Raw genomic sequence first — 20,395 nt, forward strand, 5'->3', positions numbered from 1 at the left:
TATCACTCTCTATACATTAATTCAGTTATTTGATGTAAATCCTAATTCCCCTAATGGTTGTAATTCAATCAATTTCGGCAGCATTTTCCACAAGGCTACTGCAACTAAAAACTAAAAATAATGCAAAAATAAACTAAGTAATTTGTTACTAGTTAACGATATCACGTTTGACAACTTACCCCATATTTATAAGTGCATACTCCAGTGTATAGTGAATTACATTATTTGTATATAATGGTTTTATTTATTGTATAATTGTTTGAAGTAACCAAGAAAGAAGGTGAATTAAAGTGGTGAAAAAGAGGTTCATTTTTTGTGTGTTAATTGGACTATTGTTTACGCAAACAGCTTGTAGCAACGGTATAAGTATTGAACACGATGAGAGAAACCCTGAAATTATTATTTCAGAAAAAACGAAATTTGAAAATTTAAGAGTACTAGAACTGGATGTTAATCACAATGATAATAAAAAGGTTCTTAACGTCTTTGGAGATGAGTTAAAAGATGGTATTTATGCTTACAATAATAAGAATAAAACTTATATTCTGATAAATTCAAACACTAAGAATTACACTGATTATTCATTTAAATTTGATAAGAAAAAGAAAACTCTAACCCTTTCTTATACAACTACAGAAGGAAGTATTACCAATAAAAAAACGCTATTCCTTATAGAAAGTAAAAAAAAGAATCAATTTGAGGAATTAAAACTGGTTAATAACGGCAATGATGATGGTTTTGTAGGAGTGTTTACTAATTAAAAAGGCCAATTATTTCTGCAGAGTTTTACATAATTGTCATTTTTATAAGTTTTAAGGGACAGTTATTATTTTTAGAAAATAGAGGTTGTGAACTGAATAACGTTCTAGGAATTTTTGTATAAATGACTGGGACATAACAGGTTAAAATCTTAAAAAGCACGAGAAACAAATTTTAAAAACGTTGATTCTCGCGCTTTTCTGATTTGAAATATTTAAATTTTGCTTTGAAAGTTTACTTATGTCACAGCCTTTAATATTTTTTTACTATTTATTTTCCTCATGACTAAATTGCCATTCAATTCCGAATTTATCTGTAAGCGAGCCATAGCACTTACTCCAAAAAGTTTCTTGTAGCTCCATACTTACCTTGCCGCCATCCTTCAGATTTTCAAAGGCTTTACGCATCTTCTCTTCATCACTAGAAACAATAGCTAATGTTACATTGTTTCCACGTGTGAATGGCGATCCTGGGAATGTATCCGAGAACATTACTGTACTATCAAAAATCGAAAGTCGTGTATGCATGACAAGATCTTTGGCTTCCTCTGGTAATTGATAATTGGGATTTTGAGGTGAATCTCCAAAGGTCATAATTTCAGGCTTGTCCGTATTAAAAGCCTTCTCATAAAACGTTACAGCCTCTCGACAATTTCCATTAAAAATTAAATACACTTCTACTGCCATCTCCAACACTCCTTTGTCATTTTCTGAAACAATTCTATTGTACATGGATATCAAATAGTATGACAAATTTTAAATAAAATTGCTTATATAATAACATCCTTCTGCATGTATAGAATCGCTTTTATCACTTATTCTGCTGTTTTTCTATTTATTATGATAAAAGCTTTGACATTTACTCAAAAATCATGTAAATTACCAAATGACGAACGATTTAAATCAATTATTTAAAAATATTCGTATTTTAGGAGTGTATAGAATGGATAACGTATTTGACTATGAGGATATTCAATTAATTCCCGCAAAATGTATTGTAGAAAGTCGCTCTGAATGTGATACATCAGTTACTTTAGGTGGACATACATTCAAACTTCCTGTTGTTCCTGCAAACATGCAAACAATTATCGACGAAAGTCTTGCTGTGAAGCTTGCTGAAAACGGTTACTTTTATATCATGCATCGTTTCAACCCTGAAACTCGTGCGGATTTCATTAAAGATATGCAAGCACGTGGACTTATCGCGTCCATTAGTGTTGGAGTAAAAGATGAAGAGTATTCATTTATAGAAGAGTTAGCTGCTGTTAATCTAGTTCCCGATTTTATTACAATTGACATTGCTCACGGTCATTCTAATGCTGTCATTCGTATGATTCAACACATCAAAAAATACTTACCAAATAGTTTTGTCATTGCTGGTAATGTTGGTACGCCTGAAGCTGTACGTGAATTAGAAAATGCCGGCGCAGATGCAACAAAGGTTGGTATAGGACCAGGTAAAGTATGTATTACTAAAATTAAAACAGGCTTTGGTACAGGTGGCTGGCAGTTAGCTGCATTACGCTGGTGTGCGAAGGCTGCTACAAAGCCAATTATTGCGGATGGAGGAATCCGCACACATGGTGATATTGCAAAATCAGTTCGCTTCGGCGCATCCATGGTTATGATTGGATCATTATTTGCTGGCCATGAAGAATCACCTGGTGAAACAATCGAAATTGACGGTAAAATTGTCAAAGAATACTTCGGGTCTGCATCTGAATTCCAAAAAGGCGAACGCAAAAATGTGGAAGGCAAAAAAATGTACGTTGAACATAAGGGCAGCATCAAGGATACATTAATTGAAATGCAGCAGGACCTTCAATCCTCTATTTCCTATGCAGGTGGCAACAAGCTAGATGCCATTCGAAATGTAGATTATGTAATTGTGAAAAACTCTATTTTTAACGGCGATAAAGTATATTAATATTGCTAAAACCCAAACACTCTTGTTTGGGTTTTCGTAATTATAAAGCCTTTAGCCAGGCTGAATTTCCATTATTGCCTGAGCAATAATAGAGGCTACCAGAGCGGTTCCTTGAAGAACCTGAGCAGTTTTTTTGGGGAGACGAGCTGTTTTGGGTCTCACCTGAGCGCTTCTTTCGGGGAGATGAGCTAGTTTGGGGCCTACCTGAGCGCTTCTTCTGGGGAGACGAGCTAGTTTGGGCTCTACCTGAGCGCTTCTTCTGGGGAGACGAGCTAGTTTGAGCACTACCTGAGCGCTTCTTCCAGGCAGACGAGCAAATTTGGGCTCTACCTGAGCGCTTCTTCTGGGGAGACGAGCTAGTTTGGGCTCTACCTGAGCGCTTCTTCCAGGCAGACGAGCTAGTTTTAGCACTACCTGAGCGCTTCTTCCAGGCAGACGAGCTAGTTTTAGCACTACCTGAGCGCTTCTTCTGGCGAGCCGAGCTAGTTTGGGGCCTACCCGAGCGCTTCTTCTGGCGAGCCGAGCTTTTTTCAGCCTTACCTGAGCGCTTCTTCTGGCGAGCCGAGCTAGTTTGGGCACTACCTGAGCGCTTCTTCTGGGGAGACGAGCAAGTTTGGGGCCTACCCGAGCGCTTCTTCTGGCGAGCCGAGCTTTTTTCAGCCTTACCTGAGCGCTTCTTCTGGCGAGCCGAGCTAGTTTGGGCACTACCTGAGCGCTTCTTCTGGGGAGCCGAGCTATTTTCAGCCTTACCTGAGCGATTGATCTAGGGAACCAAGCTTTTTTGGGCCTTACCAAAGTGCTTCTTCTAGGGGAACCAAGTAGTTTTTCGCCTCACACGAATTGTTCTTCCTTAAACTGAGCAGTTTGTACCTCACCAATTATTTTTGACACTCAACTAAGCAATTTTCAGGGTCACAAATCCTCCATTCATCATAAAAGAATATAACATTGCCCTTATTTTAAAATATTATCGTTTAATTTTCGGAATTTTCTATTTTATTGAAATCCTTTGTATTATAATTAAATTAAGGATTTGTAAAACTTTGTATAATTAGACAGGAACGGAGGTTGTGCCCATGATGAAGTCAGTCCGTAACAAACTTGTCACATTAGCCATTATCGTCATTTTGATTCCTACAACTTTAGTTGGTACGGTAAATTACTTTGTGGCAAAAAGTGAAATTGATGAGGTAGGTAGACAAAGTCTAAAGAATGGGACATTGGGGATACTCGAAGTAATAGCTCAATTAGATGAGCAAGTTCAGCAAGGGAAGCTTACATTAGCCGAGGCTCAGGAGCGTGCTAGGACACAAATAGTAGGCAAGAAAACAGAGGATAATAAAAGATCTATTGATAACCCCATTAAATACGGTGAAAATTTCTATTTTTATGCCTTTAAAGCTGATGGAACAGTTGAAACTCACCCATCCCTTGAAGGGCAAAATATCTCAGACCTACAGACAACGGATGGTCGCTATTTTGTACGTGAAATGATTGATGAGGCTAAGGCAGGCGGGGGATATGTCCGTTATGACTGGGCATTGCCATCAAACCCTGATGTTGTTGCTCCTAAAATTACCTATGTAGCTACGGACAAGCATTGGGGATGGATTATCGCTGCTGGTACTTATGAAATGGATTTTAATGCAGGTACTAAAAATGTCCTTTACTACACAGTTGTTATGACTTTCCTTGCAACAATCATTGGCGTTGCCCTATATTGGTTCTTCTCTGGCAGAATGACTTCATACATACGCCGAATTATGGTGATGACCTCTGATATTGCTAAAGGGAAATTAACAGGCGAGGAAATTCCTATAACTACGAAAGATGAATTAGGAATACTGGCTAGCAATGTGAATAATATGAAACACAGCTTAAATGAAATGGTTGATAACACGAAAGACAGTGCAGGCAAAATGAGAATTTCCTCAGAAATGCTTAGCGCTATTACTGAAGAAACAACCGCTTCTGCCGATGAGATCCATCAGGCTATTACTGAAATATCGAAAGGAGCTGTCATTCAGGCAGAAGAAGCCGAAATGGCCATTACCAAGGTTGAAAATTTGTCTTCTCTTATTTCAAATGCAACAGAAAAATATGCTGAAATTACGGAGGATATGAATAACATTAATAGCTCACAGGAAAATGGTAGACAAAAGGTCGAAATATTACAGCAAAATTCACATGAATTTACACAAGTCATTGAAGAACTGAGATCAAACTTCTCGAGCTTAACAGGACAAATGGAGGAAATTCATAATGTTGTACAAACAATTACCTCCATCTCTGAACAGACTAATCTTTTAGCCTTAAATGCAAGTATTGAAGCAGCACGAGCAGGTGAACATGGAAAAGGTTTTGCCGTTGTAGCAGAAGAAGTTCGCAATTTATCAGAGGATACGAATGAGGCAACTAATCGTGTTAGAAATTTATTAAAACGTATCGAAATCGATACTGCTAGTTCAGACTCTAAGATGATGCACACCCTTCAGCTTTCACAGGGACAAGCTACTTCTATAAGTGAGGTAAAAAATGCTTTTACATTGTTAGCTGATTCCATCCAAGGCATTACTGCACATCTTGTGTCCCTTGATCAGGGTATGAGTGAAATGGCTGAAAATCGTTTAATTGTTATTAATGCTATTAATGAAATAGCAAGTGTTGCCACAGAATCTGCAGCAGCTACCGAGCAAATCAATGCTTCCATTGATGAACAGAAATCAGCGGTCACTTCTATTATGCATTCCTCAGTCGAGCTTCACTCAGAGGCAGAACGTATGCACGAATTAGTAGATCGTTTTACATGATATTAAAATCCCCTACAGTCTAAGCTATAGGGGATTTTATAATTACATTTAAGCATAATTATATAAATCTTAGAGAATTACAGTTTATTAATTACACCGTGTAAAGTTTCCTTTAATTCTGCATCATGGTCAGAAAGTTCTACAAGGTTTCCTAAACGTTCACGTAGCACAGGGCGTTCAATTACTAGCTTTTCATCAAGTACTTGTACTAGTAACTCAATAATAAGACGATCGCGAACATTTAACGCTTCTTCTAAACGTTCTGGTGTAATTTTTGCATTTGAATTTGCAGCTTTTGCCATTTTAAAAACCCCTTTTATAATTTATATTCATGCACATCTATTTTAGCATACCGCTAAATTAATTTGAAAACATTCTTTCAATAAAATATAACAAAACTTTACAAAAATGTATAAAAACATTAACGATTAAATGTTATATTCAAATCATAATCGCCAGACGATCAACCATATAATTATGTTATATCGACTCTTATAATGATTGGAGGAATTAGATGGATCAAAACAACTCAACCTATCAACAACTAATTAAGGCTGTGCCAAAGTCTTTACAATTGTTTCTTAATGTTTGTCTCATACTTCTTGCGCTTATATTATCCTTCCTACTTTTTAAAGAACTAGTCGAATTCCTTAAAATTATCATTTTCTCTAAGGATAAAGGCGACTATAAGCTTTTCCTTGCAAATATTCTTCTCTTCTTTTTATATTTTGAATTTATCACAATGATTGTAAAATATTTTAAGGAGGACTATCATTTCCCTCTACGATACTTTATATATATTGGTATTACAGCCATGATTCGATTAATTATTGTTGAGCATGACCACCCGATCAATACCTTAATTTACTCACTTATTATTTTAATATTAATTATAAGCTATTTTATTATTAACATTACACCACTGGAACGACCAGTACGTTCTTCCCTCTTTATAAAAAAAGAAAAATAGTTCGCATGGGGATGCCCACTATGGCTTCCCTAAAATGCTGTAATACACATCGGTTTATCATAGACATAGAAGAGTTGGTGTAATTTCTGAATATATCGCTCATCACTAATCTTTACCTTACTGAGCATAAATAGCTCTTGTACTGTAACAACTCCCATAGCTAGTGAGGAAAGCTCTGCAATATCTATTATCATCTCCACGTCGCATTTATGATTGTCTACTATTGTCATATTGCCATCAACTGTTTTCATAACGATTTGCTGATTATTTTCTGGGAGTAAAGAATCCTCTACAGTAAGCTTAAATGTTAAAGTTTGATTATTGAAATTATGTGTTTTTAACTCCTCAAAAAAGCCTTTGACATTGATAATACGATACATCAATCCAACTCCAGACACAGTACTTGCATGATAGACACTTGGAATTAAATGATTCGATCCATTTCTTACATCTCCTAAAAAGAAATGAACATTTTCTTCTTGGGTGTTCCATTCAATTCGAGCAACCTGATCGGCTTGGCTATTTAAAAATGTGCTAAGTTCTAATAATGCCTCTGGTGTTTCATAAATCCACTCTTTAATAACTAAATTGTTAAGCAGGAAATTCGTATCACTTTGTTTAGTAAAGGAAAATACTAAATAACCTTGAATGGTATCGCCTTGTTCAACAGCAATCACATAATTTTGAGGATTTTTAAATATGGCTGCGAGCTCCGATTCTGTTTTTAAAAACATACCATGCCTTTTCATTGTAACTCTTATATAGCAGTCTGCTAATTTATGCTGATCCTGCACTGTTAAATACTTAAGATGCTTTTTGGTTGGACCTTTCGGAAAGCTGGAAGGCTCTACTAAGTATTGATGTATTTTAGGTCCATAGCCAAAGCCCATTTTTTTATAAAAATCGGGTCTAAAAGGATATAATGCTACAAAGTGTACTTGTTTTTCTAAAAATACTTTTAAAAAGTGTTCTATTAATTCCTTAGCAACCCTCTCTTTTTTGCGAAGTAAATCAACCGCAACTAAACCAACCCCTCCAACCGGAATTATTTTAGAAAGTAAATTCATTTCAAAATTATGAAGTCTCATACCACCAACTAGTTTATTTTCTTCCCATAATCCATAATAATGAATAGCTTCATCATTGTTTTGAAAAAGTGCCTTCAATTGTTCTTTTGTAGGCTGTGAGCCGTCTAGCCTTCCCGGATAAGCACCAATAACAATGTCGACAAATTGCAAAAAATCTTCTTCATCCCATAATTTATCTACCACTCGCATATTCATCCCCCTGTTCATTTATTGCAATCTAAAAAATTGTTCAACATCATATTTTTCACATTAATTTTAACTTCCGATAATAACATATATTACCACGAGTTAAAATAATACTGTATGATGACAGTGAGATGATCTAAGCTGGGTATCCTGCCGGGGTCATTTCTCCTGAAGTCAACAATACATCCTGATTATTCACCTTCCTGAAAAAGTATATGCCCTTTTAGAGTCACACAATCGATTTGGCCTTGGCGAAATGTAGCTGGCGCTTTGCTTTCGCTACAGATAAACAATGCGTCCGGATTTTGAATTGTGCCTACACAATTCATTCCTTCTAAAATCTGTTGAATGAGATAAATAATTTATTGAAGGGAGACACTTAGAATGGATTTAATTGATGCCTATATTCATGAAGTTACAAAAAGGATAAGCAAAACGAAACGGGATGAAATTAGTTCTAAGCTAAAATCTACCATCGAGGAAATGTTACCTAAAGATTATACAGAATCAGATGTAAAAGAAGTTCTTATAAAGCTAGGAAATCCTATTGAGGTCGCAGCAAGTTACAGGGATTCACCAAACTTTTTAATTGGCCCACAAGTATTTGACACGTATATTCGGACAATAAAATTAATCGTCCCTTGGGCCATACTTATTACGGTAATCGTTCATGTGGTAGAAAATATTGTACGCTACAGCGGAGAAGATGCCCTTTTATCTACTGTGATTAATGCTTTTTCTATTACTATTGTAAATGTTATCACAGTGGTATTACACGTGCTGTTCTGGATTACAGTTTCTTTTATTATAATTGAACGCTCAGGTAGTGATGTTCCAATACCTTTTATAAAAAAACAAAAGCCTTGGACTCCAGATGATTTATTAAATAGTAAAGTTATCCCAAAAGATAAAACTATATCACTGCCTGATATTATTTTTAGCTTAATAGGTATTACCGTTTTTTCGTTTATCTATTTTAATGCAAATCACCTTTTAGGAATCTACTCTTCGCACGATAGAGGTGGATTGAAATTTGTTATGCCTATATTCAACCAAAATGTGTTACTGTCCTTTGCGCCGGTCGTTTTGATATGCATAGCTTTAAGTATAGCTTTAACATTATTTAAATTAAAAGCGGGTCAATGGACTTTTCTAATTGCTGTCCTAAATGCTGTCCTTCAATGTTTAGGGACCATTGTCTTTATTCTTATGGTTAATCGACCTGATTTCATACACAGTGCAGCTATACCCTATATTGCTGCAATTATAGATACAACCTCTGCTAAGGTTTTGTTTGCTATAGATCGCATATTACTAGTCACTGTTGCTATTACCATCATAGCCAATGTAGTTGATATTTATGGTGGTTTTAAAAAGGCACGAATTCAGCAGGATTAGACATATTGCTATTCAACGTCCATGAACTAGACACCTACTTATTCACTGAGGGCTTTTATACTTTCCCTTACAATATTTTACGAATACCCAATTCTAAATACCTAGTAAAATACTCCTTCAAAACACCAAAATACCATTATTCTCTAATGTTTTGTATAATAATGTAGTTGAGAGTTTTTAAATACACATATATTAATAATCTGCGCAACAGTACAGAATAAGGGGAAATAGTTATGACCATTCTTCTTGTAGATGATAATCAAGTAAATCTATTTGTAATTGAAAAAATTTTAAAAAATGCAGGTTATGATAGCTGTGTTTCATTAGCTTCTGCTTATGAGCTTTTTGACTATTTACAGCTTGATGTCCAAGATTCGACAGGAAATTCTGTAGATTTAATTTTATTAGATATTATGATGCCAGAGATAGATGGTATTGAAGCCTGTAAACGTATTAAGAAAAATGAAAGATTCAAAGACATTCAAATTATCTTTGTCACCGCTCTAGAAGATAAAAACAAACTTGCTGAGGCCCTGGATATCGGTGGGGTGGATTATATTACAAAGCCGATAAATAAAACAGAGCTTCTTGCTAGAATTCGTGTGGCTCTACGATTGAAGGCTGAATTAGATTGGCATACTCAGCAGGAAAAGAAAATACAATACGAATTAGATTTAGCAACACATGTCCAAAGGAGTCTACTGAGTCCACCATTAAATGAGAATAATATTCAAATAGCGGTATCCTACCTACCCTCCTCTAATTTGGCAGGGGATATGTATTATTGGCACAAAATAAATGATCATCGCTATGCTGTTATTTTACTTGATATGATGGGACATGGGATTTCGGCAGCACTTGTCTGTATGTTCATCTCTTCTGTTCTTAGAGAAGCTGTCAAACAATTGATAGAGCCTGAATTAGTCATAAAAGAATTGAACCGCTATATGACACTTTTAAGAAATGGGAAGGAAGACAACCTTTATTACTTTACGGCGATTTATTTAGTGATGGATACAGAACAAAAAACAATCGAATATGTAAATGCCGGCCATCCTTCTGGCTATGCCCTTATTGATGAAAAGACACTTGTTCCGTTAAATCAAGGTAGCTGTGCAGTCGGCTTTTTTGATGAAATTGAAGTAAAAAAACAAAGAATACAATACGAGCATGATATACAAATAATTCTCTTTACAGATGGTGTATTAGAGGCGATGGGACCTTGTGAGATAGAGTCTGAGAAATATCTGCAAACGCTAACATCTGCAAAGTGGGATTATACACAATGTCTGATTGATAATTTATTATCTAAAGAGAAGCAAGACAATCAGCCTGATGATATGTGTGTATTAATGATTCAAGCACATGCTTAAAAAATATAATCCGCCTATTTTTCTGTGAATCTAGAAAGATAAGCGGATTTTCATTAATTGATCTTTTGATATATTCTTTCATTGCCTACAACTTCTTTATATTTTTCCATAATATCATCAAAGCGTAGTGTCTCCTTATCGCCTAAGCATAAAAAACCCTTTTCACTAAGACTTTCATAAAATAACTGATGAACCTTGCTTTGTAGCACCTGTGAAAAATAGATTAAAACATTTCTGCACAAAATAATATGGAATTCATTAAATGATTGATCCGTAACTAAATTATGCTGTGCAAAAATAATATTTTTTAATAGGGAAGGATGGAAATACGCATACTGATAATCTGTTTTATAGTACTCAGAAAATGCATCATTACCACCTGCAAGCATATAATTTTTAGTATATGCTTGCATTTTGTGTATAGGGAAAGCACCTTTTTTTGCTTTTTCTAATACTTGTTCATTCATATCTGTTGCGTAAATAACTGCCTTATCAATGAGCTGCTCTTCCTTTAGCAAAATTGCCATGGAGTATACTTCCTCGCCCGTTGCACATCCTGCATGCCATATGCGTATTTCAGGATAATTACGTAAATATGGAATAACCTCCTGTCGAAATGCTTTAAAAAAACTTGGATTACGGAACATCTCAGTGACATTAATGGAAAAATCATTTAACAGCTGCTCTAGAAACTGTTGATCGTGTATCACCTTTTCAAGCACTCTAGAAACGGTTGGGATATTATTGATTCTCATTCTATTCAAGATTCTTCGCGTTATGGAAGAACGATTATAATCCCTGAAATCAAAGCCTGATAAACGATAAACTGCCTCCAGTAATAAATCAATTTCTAAATTTGTATGCTTATTTTGTAGTTTTTGCTCCAAGGGCTGAAATTGATCCATGCTTATGAACTCCCTTTAGAAACTAACCATACTCTTAAAACGGATAAAAGTTGATCTAAATTTAATGGCTTACTAATGTAATCTGAAGCTCCTGCCTTTAATGATTTATCACGATCGTTTTTCATGGCCTTTGCTGTTAAAGCAATAATCGGTAAATCCTTCAGCTTCATTTGTTGTCTAATAATAGACATCGTTTCGTAGCCATCCATATTAGGCATCATAATATCCATAAGAATAAGATCTACTTTCTGATTAGCTTGCATAATATCTAAGCACTCTATCCCATCTTTGGCAACTAAGATATTCATGCCTCTTTTTTCAAGCGCTGTTTTTAGTGCATAGATATTACGATAATCGTCATCTACTATTAATATAGTTTTCCCTTGAAATACCTCTACCTCTATAATTTCAGGCAACTCTTCTTCTATTCCATGTAACTCTGTTGTAGCTCCAACCTCATGAATAGCCAATTCAAGACATTGCTCCTCCTGAATTCCATTAGGCAGGCTTGGAATTGTTAGTGTGAAGCTACTACCATGCCCTTCTTCACTCTGTAAAGAAACCCAACCTCCAAGTAGTTTGGCAAATTCTTTACAAATTGATAGGCCAAGACCTGTACCGCCATATTTCCGTACCGTTGCACCGTCTGCCTGTTGGAATGATTCAAATATTAGTTGATGCTTGTCCTTAGGAATACCTATGCCAGTATCTGAAACTGTAATCTCTAACCAATCAGCACTTATATTCTGCATATTGTTTGTCAACTGCTCTTCTTTTAACTGTTTAATAGCAAGTGTTACGGAACCTTGCACTGTAAATTTGAAAGCATTTGATAATAAATTTTTTAGGATTTGCTGGAATCTCCTTTCATCCGTATAGAAAATATCCACTACATTTTCTGCTTTTGAAATATGGAACTGTAAATGCTTTTTCATTGCTACAGGTGCAAATGTCTGCTCAATTTGCAGAGGGATCTCACTCATATTTACTTCGTCAAACATTATGTCCAGCTTTCCTGCCTCTACCTTTGATAAATCTAAAATATCATTTATGAGTACAAGTAAATCCTCACCAGAGGAATGGATAACCTTCGCAAATTCAGCCTCCTCTTCCGTTAGATTGCTTTGACTATTTTCTGCCAGCATCTCTGATAAAATTAAGATACTATTTAATGGTGTTCGTAACTCATGTGACATATTGGCTAAAAACTCGGATTTATAATTGGAATTGAGTAATAGCTGTTCAGCACTCTTTTCTAATTCCTTTTTCGCTTTTGCTAGCTCTCTCGATTTGGATTCTGCCTCTTTCGTTCTTTCTTCCAACTGCTCATTAATCATTGTTAGCTCTTCTGTTTGCATTTGTAATTCTTCTGATTGTGTCTGTAGCTCCTCCGATTGTACTTGTAATTCTTCTGTCATCGCTCTGGATTCATTAAGCAAGCGTACAATTTCCATACGTCCTACGACACTATTCACTGTTAAGCCAAACGTTTCCACTACTTGCTTGACCAATTCCAGCTGAAGCTTACTGAAGTCCGTCATAGTCGCCAATTCAACAACTGCTATTACGTCCTTCTCAAATATAACTGGGATAATAAGAATACTTTTAGGTGGTACTTCTCCTAAGCCTGTTTCGATCAAACGAAATTCATCTGGAATATCCTTATAGATTAAAATCTTTTTTTCCAAGGCACATTGTCCAATTAAGCCCTGCCCAAGTTTAAAGCTATCCTTTCCTACATCAGTACTTGTACCAGCAAATGCAGCTTTTTTCACAAATTGAATATCATCTTCTGTTGTTTCACGAACATAAAAGGCACCAAGAGAGGATTGTGTCTTCTGTGCCATTTCAGAAAGGAAGGTTTCGGCTAATTTTGTAATGACCGAAATACCTTGATATTTAGTGACAATGTCCGCAATATTTGACTGTAGCCATTCTCTTTTTTCAATCGAATCTAAAAGCTCATTTGTAGCATCGGCAAGGGTATTTATTTCATCATTGGTTTTCACATAAATTCTGCCCTTTTGATTGCTTTTAGAAGCTGCAATTTCTTTAATTGTTTGAGTAACCTCTGTTATCGTTTTCACAATTGAGCGGGAAATTCCACTAGCGATTACAATAGCGATTACCGAAACAAGTACCAACAGCCCAAATAAAGCACTCGTTATATTGCTATTTCGCTTGTCTAATTGATTTGCCTTAGTTTGAGTAAATGCATTTTCAGCTAATCTAAATGCAGTAAATTGTTTCCGCATTGTTTCCATATCTTTGCGACCAACATCGACCTTAAAAAATTCCTTTAACGCAGCAGTGTTATTTTCCTTCTTCATCAAAAGTGTTGGATTACCAGACGTTGCAATCCAATGCTCTATCGTTACCTCTATTTCCTTGAGCTTCTCTTGTTGCTTAGGTTTATTATCTAAGAGCTGATAGAGATCATTAAAATCAATTTTCCAGTTTTCGGAAGCTCTATTATAAGGCTCTAAATAACTTTCATCTCCGGTAATGATAAATCCTCGTTGACTTGATTCCATATCCAAGATGTATTTCTCAATTCGGTTGGTTAACTCCTGAACTTGAGAATCATATTTTATAATAAAATTTCTTTCTTTTTGTAAAGCAGTAATTTGATTATTTAAGAAAACTACTGATGCAAGTAAACAAAGTATGATAACAATATAACCTAATGTAATTTTAGTTCGTATACCTAGCTTTAATTTATTGAGCATTGGTTTTCCTACCTTTACCTGTCATATTCATCTATTATTAGTATAATTGTATTATTAAAAATAACCAAGAATCCCCTCTTTTTTGCTCCTTGTTCATATAATGTTATCATGATGTACAAAGGGGTATGTATATAAGGAAGACTCTTCATCACAAAAATGATGTGAATTTCGCTTTCTTCTATTAATAAATCGTGTCATTTTTCATATACATTTTATATTGAAGTATTTTGACTAAGGAGAGAATATTTGTGGACATTTTCGTAAGACCTGGTGATTCACTTTGGCGTTATAGCGAAGTATTTAAAATCCCCCTCCAATTAATTATAGATTCGAATCGAAATATAAACCCCCAGTTTTTAAGGGTTGGACAGCGTATTCGAATTCCGGGTTATATTACTAACGACTATCAATTAAGGCAGGGAGATTCATTTTGGCAAATTGCCCAAAATAGAAATATCCCACTAACAGCCCTTTTACTTGCTAATCCTGATCTTAACCCAAATGCCCTTCAAATAGGTCAAACCATTCGAATTCCTCAACAAATTACTTGGAGGATTATCAATGGACAGCAAAGTTACGACTATAGCATCATGATGAATGATCTAAACAAACTCCTTGATGCTTATCCTTTTCTACAAAGCTCAACAATCGGCCATTCTGTGTTAGGACATGAAATTCCAGAGATTCAAATTGGTAACGGATTAAAACGAATTCATTATAACGGCTCCTTCCATGCAAATGAATGGATCACAACTCCCATTATTTTAACATTTTTAAATGACTACCTACTTTCACTCACCAATCAAAATACGATACGAGGTATCTCTACACTTCCACTTTATCAACAAACATCCCTTTCTATAGTTCCGATGGTCAATCCTGATGGTGTCAATTTAGTAATACAAGGGCCACCTGAAGACGAAGCATTAAGAAATCAGCTAATCAATTGGAACAATGGGAGCAACAATTTCTCAGGTTGGAAAGCCAATATACATGGCATTGATTTAAATGATCAGTTCCCTGCGAAATGGGAGCTAGAAAGTGCACGTAATCCTAAAACACCTGGGCCGAGGGATTATGGTGGAGAACGACCTTTATCGGAGCCAGAGGCCATTGCTATGGCTGATTTAACAAAGAAGCGAGATTTTGCAAGAGTTCTTGCCTTTCATACACAGGGAAGAGTGATTTATTGGGGCTTTGAAAACTTGGAGCCTCCTGAGTCTAAAATTCTTGTTACTGAATTTAGTCGAGTTAGTGGCTATGAGCCCATCAATTCAGCTGGAAGCTATGCAGGCTATAAGGATTGGTTTATTCAGGAATGGCGCAGACCAGGCTTCACCGTCGAGTTGGGAAGTGGGATTAACCCTCTACCAATCAACCAATTTAACGACATCTATGAAGAAGCATTAGGAATCTTCCTTGCTGCGCTATATATGTAAAGCTTTGAATTGACTAATGATTCCCTTTGCTTCAGGTACAGATAATAAGAGAACGTTGAAAAAATATAAAACAGCTTTTTCCAACTTGCCAGCTTTGAATTATGACAAATTCTCTATAATTTTGCCGTAATTCAAAGCGGTTTCTTCTACAATTATGGACTTCTAGTGAACATGCTAATTATAGAAAAGTCGATGGGCTAGGACCAAATTAAATGATTAATACTAGCCACCTTTAGTGAGGTTTATTCAAGTGGGTTCAGTAGTTGGAAGCGATCCACATAGACTATAGTGAATAAATTCAGTGCTTTCTCGGTATATACCTCTTAATTATGATTTTAGAGGAAAATATAGTAAGCAATCATTTTAAAAAAATCTCATGCCAAAAAAGGTTGTATGAGAACACAACATTATCTACCTCAAGACGAATTATAAGTTTAAAAAGATCGCTTCCTACACATTTTTCATATGTGAGAAACGATCTTATGTTATTTTTATCCAACATTCATCTGTATCTACCGTTTTTACCTTACAACAAGGGCTGTAGAAAGTCATTTAAAGCTTTTTAACATGGAGAAACTCTGGATTTTATTTTTTATAAAACATCCATTATTCTAGTTTCCTCTCATTAATTTAATGATGTACTTTTGGTTAAAATTCTGATGCTTTTGGATATGTGCTACGTTTACCTGTAATATACAGATACTGTTGATAAGCAACTTTGGCGACACTAGCATCTGACCAATCGTTGTAGAAAAAGGCAAATCCACCTGATTTATATTCTTCTCTAACAGTTTGATTGTTCGGACCCAAAATATTGACATATAAAGAATAAGATTTTGTTACTGTGGGGAATCCCTCGTGTTGAACATAAAAGCCCCTACCAATATCCACTTGTTCAGCCTTTACAAATATAGTTAAGTCAGACCCTAAATATCCTTGAACCAATGCAATACCAACGCCTCCTAGAGCAGCTAGAACAGATCCATATGTAAACCCATTCCAAAAAGCAAGAACTGCTGCAGTTACCACTGCAAATGCAGTACCTTTAGTAAATTCCATTTTCTTTACAGTTTTTGTATCACTCCAAACTACCCCTCGCATTGTATCAATAGTTTTACCACTGACAATGTTAGTACTATTTTTATACCAAGTTCCATATACCCCTGTTGCTTGTTGAATGTCCCCATAGTAATTTCTCGATGAATTACTATTTAGAGGCATTATTGAATTTTCTTCTACACTATAATTAAGATTATTAAAATTAATTTCTTCTCCTTCAATTGGTTCTTCTTTAATGCTATATTTTTCAACACGCTTAGCGTCTTCTTCAGTTAATTCAGATATAAAATCTTCGGCATTGTAGATAGTTTTATTTCCGTCCTCGTCCAAAATAGTAAAGCTCTTATTTATATAATCAATTTCCGCAATGTCTGTCATTCCTTCTGCTTTAATTTCCACTGAAAGAGAAGATTTAGTTTCTGATAAAAGCTTTACACTAACAGGTTCATTGTCTATAACTAGATTAATTGTATTTTGTGAACTTTCAAAATTTGTTGCTGCTTTAGCTGGCCCAATAGAACTTAGAATAGTAAAGCTTAACAACAGGCTAGATAAAAAAAGACTAGTTTTTTTCATCATTTTCTCCACCCCTTTTTTAAAATTAACTTCCAACAATAATCCAAACGTCTGCTTGTACTTTATTCAAATGTATTTCACCCCCTTTATTTACTTATTATAGGAGGTTTTATAAGTTTCATAACGAATTATTACATATCGAATATTTTATTATTATAGGGGGTTACTTTGATATGATGATAAATACAGGAAAATTGTTTAAGGCCATTAGGAAAAATCGAGCACTTACACAAGTAGAAGTGGCTAGAAATTTAATCTCCCAAAGTACTTATTCTAAATTTGAAAGTGGAAGTCAAGATATAAGTAGTGGAATTTTTTTAGAGTTACTAAATCGATTGAACCTTTCAGTTGATGAGTTCCAATATATTTCAAACAATTACAATTATGGAGTTAAAAATAACCTTATAAAAGAGTTTTTTACGCTAAATTACAATAATATTAGAAAAATAACAATATTAGAGAAGGAAATTAACAGTTTTTTGGAAAAACAATACGACGTAGAAATAGATGATATCAGACGCATTTGTAAAGCATTCATTCAAATGAATGATAATAATTTAGATTAATAACCTATAGAGATAATCGATTTTTATGCTTTAAATTTTATAATCATCTTCATGCTATGGGAGGAATAAGGTAAAGAAACAAAAATTTATTATTTGAAATTGAGGGGGAGAAATTAATTTATGACGAAGCATTACCTATATTTAATGAGTGGAATACAAACCTTTTTAGGTATCTATTTATTTTTTTTAAGTATGAAGTATGCATTTGTTGAAAGTATAATGTCACAATGTTTCTTTGTTATTATCGTGGGTTTGTTTATGATTTTTTCTATCTCCCGACAAGGGAATGAGAGTAAACTATTAATAAAAAAAAGTAATCTTTTATTATTTGGTTATCCAATCATTCTAGTTATCAGCAGTATATTAATTTTTACGTCTATTCCTGCTTATACTTATCAAGAAGCAACTCAAATTATAGAGAATCAAACAGGTAATAAAACAAACAAACCCAAAGATTACAAAGCTTCAAATGGACTTTATTATATATATACGAATGAAGGGACATATATATTTAATCCTTGGGATGGCAATTTCGCACTTTTAGATTGAGATGTTACTCAAAAGTTTTGATATTCCAAAATCCCTTTAAAACTAATTCGGTGATAGATTATAATATATCCAACTTTGGGATTTACTACTATTTTAATGGGTATAAAAATTTGTTGAATTACTTTCTTCTATGATATATCCCCTATCTCCTACTTTAACTTTACTTCTGCCTTATCATCACATGGGTAGACAGGTTTTATCCATAAAATAATAATCGCCATTAATAGATTTTGATAGGCGATTTTAGTAACTTTTTTATAATACACAGAATCCTAGTATTAGTGACCCCCCTTCTGTTTTTTAACATTCGATAATTAAATCGAAGCTTGATACATGCCTAACTGGACCATATCTCAAATCCACTTTAGGTAATTTTTCGAATAAAGTTGCTTATACTCCTCAAAAATCCCCTGCATAAAAGGGGATTTTTTATGTTTAAAATTACTTTGACAGGTAGAGTAATATTTGCTAATATTACTCTAACAGATAGAGCAATATATTGAAGTAGGTGACGTATGGTTCGAAGTGATATCATCCGCGGACACTTGGATTCCATTATTTTAAGACTCATTTTAGAGAAAGATCGTTATGGCTATGAGATTTCTCAGGAAATAAGTCTCCGCACAAATAATCGTTTTCAAATTAAAGAGGCAACTTTATACGCCGTTTTTCAACGTCTTGAAAAAAAGGAAGTTATTGAAGCCTACTTTGGAGATGTCTCCCACGGTGGCAAACGAAAATATTACCGAATTACCCCATTAGGAAAAGCTTATTTAAATGAGCTAGTGAAAGAGTGGTCGGAAGTTAAGGAAATTATCGACTTATTTATGGAGGGCTTAGAATGAAAAAAATTAAAAATCATATTGATGAGCTTTTTAAGGACTTTCCTCGTAACCACGAAACGGAAATGATCAAACAGGAAATCATTCAAAATCTTGAAGAAAAAGTATTTTACTTAATGGATCAAGGCAAAGAGGAAGAGGATGCTATTAATAAAGCAATCGTGGAGTTTGGGGATATTGAGGATTTAAAACAGGAATTAGGTGTAAAAGAGCCCGAAAAGAAAAACATGTCGAGATTAAATTTGGAATTTTCTCTATGGGGTAGTGGCTTAATTATTGCGTTTTTTATCTTTATAAACATTTACTATACTCCCCATATAATCTGGGCGATCTATCCCATTTTCGCTATTTTATGGTGGCCACTCGCAATGTACTTTGTTTGGTCACGGAAGAAATGGAGTGAATAAACATGAAGAATTTAATTAATTTTTCCATTGCTGGTAGTTTAATGACCATGATATTTTTAGGAATTGTCAATTATACAACATCACCACAAACAGCATGGTTTATTTATCCCTGTTTATTACTATTGCTATGGCCAATTACTTTATTTTTTATGATTAAAAAAATGTATAAACAATATTCAGTTATTTGCAGTGCCATAATTATTGCATTTCTTATCATTGAAAATTATTTATATTCACCTGAGCATTTATGGTTTATCTATGCGATTTATCCAATCGTCTGGTGGCCAATTCTTATGTACTTGGATGAAAAAGCAAAAACCTTAAAAATTGCGCTAGTAGGCTTTGCAACTACTATCATTTATTACTCCATTTTAAATATTATTTTATCCCACCCATATCCTTGGGCGATTTATCCAGCATTTTTAGTCACATGGTGGCCCTTAGCTTTATATCATGCACAAAGAAAAACATTTGTAGCATTCTCTGTTACTGCTTCAATGCTTATTAGTATCTTTTTTATTACAGTAAATATTGTCTCTACACCAAGAGTTATATGGGCAATCTACCCAATTTTTGTAGTCTTGTGGTGGCCCCTAAGCATGTATTTTTATGTTTATAAAAGGAAAATGTACAATTCAACAAATTTTACTAAGAGAATCTAAACAGTTTAACATCGAAATAGAAGTTTATCCTATATAGAGCAATAAAAAAGGAATTTATTGAATTTAATGAATGGATGGTCGAATCAAATAAATTCAATTTGAACGAGAGCATGTTTTGAATAATACCGAAGCACGCTCTTTAGATTTGTTC

At 34.6% G+C, this 20,395-nt stretch carries 19 protein-coding genes; 12 read left to right on the top strand and 7 right to left on the bottom strand.

All coding sequences use genetic code 11. The annotated features are described in order from the left end of the window. Positions 1-332 precede the first annotated feature (332 nt). On the top strand, positions 333-761 hold the full coding sequence (locus AC2CGN_RS15665) for a hypothetical protein (protein ID WP_484514798.1): 429 nt from the start codon (positions 333-335) through the stop codon (positions 759-761). A gap of 264 nt (positions 762-1,025) precedes the next feature. On the opposite strand, the gene AC2CGN_RS15670 is transcribed toward AC2CGN_RS15665, so the two are convergent. Further along, on the bottom strand, positions 1,026-1,445 hold the full coding sequence (locus tag AC2CGN_RS15670; RefSeq protein ID WP_054772434.1) for a VOC family protein: 420 nt from the start codon (positions 1,443-1,445) through the stop codon (positions 1,026-1,028). Positions 1,446-1,701: 256 nt separating this feature from the next. On the opposite strand from AC2CGN_RS15670, the gene guaC reads away from it, so the two are divergent. Then, the gene (gene guaC, locus AC2CGN_RS15675) at positions 1,702-2,685 is read left to right on the top strand and encodes a GMP reductase (RefSeq protein WP_429983509.1); all 984 of its coding nucleotides are present in this window, start codon (positions 1,702-1,704) and stop codon (positions 2,683-2,685) included. Positions 2,686-2,736: 51 nt separating this feature from the next. On the opposite strand, the gene AC2CGN_RS15680 is transcribed toward guaC, so the two are convergent. Then, positions 2,737-3,138 (bottom strand): hypothetical protein, encoded by a 402-nt coding sequence (locus AC2CGN_RS15680; RefSeq protein ID WP_484514800.1) that lies wholly within the window; start codon positions 3,136-3,138, stop codon positions 2,737-2,739. 623 nt (positions 3,139-3,761) lie between these two features. Between AC2CGN_RS15680 and AC2CGN_RS15685 the strand changes: the two genes are divergently transcribed. Continuing rightward, positions 3,762-5,495 carry a methyl-accepting chemotaxis protein gene (locus AC2CGN_RS15685; protein WP_484514802.1) on the top strand — a complete coding sequence of 578 codons (1,734 nt, stop codon included), beginning with the start codon at positions 3,762-3,764 and terminating at the stop codon, positions 5,493-5,495. Between the two features lie 77 nt (positions 5,496-5,572). Here AC2CGN_RS15685 and AC2CGN_RS15690 read toward each other — a convergent pair whose 3' ends face one another. Further along, the gene (locus AC2CGN_RS15690) at positions 5,573-5,797 is read right to left on the bottom strand and encodes a hypothetical protein (protein WP_054771635.1); all 225 of its coding nucleotides are present in this window, start codon (positions 5,795-5,797) and stop codon (positions 5,573-5,575) included. A gap of 212 nt (positions 5,798-6,009) precedes the next feature. On the opposite strand from AC2CGN_RS15690, the gene psiE reads away from it, so the two are divergent. Next, positions 6,010-6,465, top strand: a complete 456-nt coding sequence (psiE, locus tag AC2CGN_RS15695) for a phosphate-starvation-inducible protein PsiE (RefSeq protein WP_286925494.1) — start codon at positions 6,010-6,012, stop codon at positions 6,463-6,465. Between the two features lie 29 nt (positions 6,466-6,494). On the opposite strand, the gene AC2CGN_RS15700 is transcribed toward psiE, so the two are convergent. Further along, positions 6,495-7,742, bottom strand: a complete 1,248-nt coding sequence (locus AC2CGN_RS15700) for a GNAT family N-acetyltransferase (RefSeq protein ID WP_484514804.1) — start codon at positions 7,740-7,742, stop codon at positions 6,495-6,497. A gap of 381 nt (positions 7,743-8,123) precedes the next feature. Between AC2CGN_RS15700 and AC2CGN_RS15705 the strand changes: the two genes are divergently transcribed. Together AC2CGN_RS15705 and AC2CGN_RS15710 are read left to right on the top strand one after the other, a co-directional pair. Next, a complete protein-coding gene (locus tag AC2CGN_RS15705; RefSeq protein ID WP_484514806.1) occupies positions 8,124-9,137 on the top strand; it encodes an HAAS signaling domain-containing protein in 1,014 nt (337 codons plus the stop codon). 233 nt (positions 9,138-9,370) lie between these two features. Then, positions 9,371-10,510 (top strand): PP2C family protein-serine/threonine phosphatase, encoded by a 1,140-nt coding sequence (locus AC2CGN_RS15710; RefSeq protein ID WP_484514808.1) that lies wholly within the window; start codon positions 9,371-9,373, stop codon positions 10,508-10,510. 53 nt (positions 10,511-10,563) lie between these two features. Here the strand turns inward: AC2CGN_RS15710 and AC2CGN_RS15715 are convergent, their stop codons facing one another. After that, complete coding sequence (locus AC2CGN_RS15715; RefSeq protein ID WP_484514810.1) at positions 10,564-11,415, bottom strand: CheR family methyltransferase; 852 nt, start codon at positions 11,413-11,415, stop codon at positions 10,564-10,566. Between the two features lie 2 nt (positions 11,416-11,417). Then, complete coding sequence (locus AC2CGN_RS15720; protein ID WP_484514812.1) at positions 11,418-14,144, bottom strand: ATP-binding protein; 2,727 nt, start codon at positions 14,142-14,144, stop codon at positions 11,418-11,420. 248 nt (positions 14,145-14,392) lie between these two features. Between AC2CGN_RS15720 and AC2CGN_RS15725 the strand changes: the two genes are divergently transcribed. After that, a complete protein-coding gene (locus tag AC2CGN_RS15725; RefSeq protein ID WP_484514814.1) occupies positions 14,393-15,583 on the top strand; it encodes a M14 family metallopeptidase in 1,191 nt (396 codons plus the stop codon). Between the two features lie 648 nt (positions 15,584-16,231). On the opposite strand, the gene AC2CGN_RS15730 is transcribed toward AC2CGN_RS15725, so the two are convergent. Next, entirely contained in the window at positions 16,232-17,218 is a 987-nt protein-coding gene (locus AC2CGN_RS15730; protein WP_484514816.1) for a hypothetical protein, read from the bottom strand. 173 nt (positions 17,219-17,391) lie between these two features. Here AC2CGN_RS15730 and AC2CGN_RS15735 point away from each other — a divergent pair, with 173 nt between their 5' ends. From AC2CGN_RS15735 to AC2CGN_RS15755, 5 genes are all read left to right on the top strand, one after another. Then, positions 17,392-17,784 (top strand): helix-turn-helix domain-containing protein, encoded by a 393-nt coding sequence (locus AC2CGN_RS15735; protein ID WP_484514818.1) that lies wholly within the window; start codon positions 17,392-17,394, stop codon positions 17,782-17,784. Positions 17,785-17,928: 144 nt separating this feature from the next. Next, positions 17,929-18,333 carry a hypothetical protein gene (locus tag AC2CGN_RS15740; RefSeq protein WP_484514820.1) on the top strand — a complete coding sequence of 135 codons (405 nt, stop codon included), beginning with the start codon at positions 17,929-17,931 and terminating at the stop codon, positions 18,331-18,333. 515 nt (positions 18,334-18,848) lie between these two features. Then, on the top strand, positions 18,849-19,178 hold the full coding sequence (locus AC2CGN_RS15745) for a PadR family transcriptional regulator (RefSeq protein ID WP_054771633.1): 330 nt from the start codon (positions 18,849-18,851) through the stop codon (positions 19,176-19,178). Next, complete coding sequence (locus AC2CGN_RS15750; protein WP_286923151.1) at positions 19,175-19,582, top strand: permease prefix domain 1-containing protein; 408 nt, start codon at positions 19,175-19,177, stop codon at positions 19,580-19,582. The genes AC2CGN_RS15745 and AC2CGN_RS15750 overlap by 4 nt, the downstream gene beginning before the upstream one ends. Positions 19,583-19,584: 2 nt before the next feature. Further along, complete coding sequence (locus tag AC2CGN_RS15755) at positions 19,585-20,244, top strand: hypothetical protein (RefSeq protein WP_484514822.1); 660 nt, start codon at positions 19,585-19,587, stop codon at positions 20,242-20,244. The last annotated feature ends 151 nt before the right edge of the window (positions 20,245-20,395 follow it).

The organism is Lysinibacillus sp. DFXJR4 (assembly GCF_057196045.1).